General features: G+C 50.0%; 1 protein-coding gene. It reads left to right on the top strand.

The window, feature by feature from the left end; genetic code table 11:
- On the top strand, positions 1-268 hold a 268-nt coding region (locus RTW80_RS29460; protein WP_312721665.1), incomplete at both ends, for a hypothetical protein.

Genomic DNA, 268 nt, shown 5'->3' with positions numbered 1-268 from the left:
GCCGTAGACTTAAACAACGTAGCCGGCGATAAGACCCCGGCAGGCAGACTGAAAACCGGCATCATGTTCCTCTTTGCTGGCCACATCACTGCGGGTGATTTTTTGCTGCCGCAGTATCAGGATGAGGTAATGCAAATACTGCCGGAAGCCTACCTCCCGGGCATTATGCGACGCATCAACCAGCTCGATAGTGAAATGAAAACCAAAATCTATGACGAACTGCACAACGTCAAAGGCATTGATTTCATCTTCGAAGCACTGGATACGC

This window comes from Escherichia sp. AM3, from assembly GCF_032029835.1.
Lineage (GTDB): Bacteria > Pseudomonadota > Gammaproteobacteria > Enterobacterales > Enterobacteriaceae > Escherichia > Escherichia coli.
The sequence above is the reverse complement of the archived record's forward strand: the minus strand, read 5'-3'. Positions and strand labels throughout refer to the sequence as shown.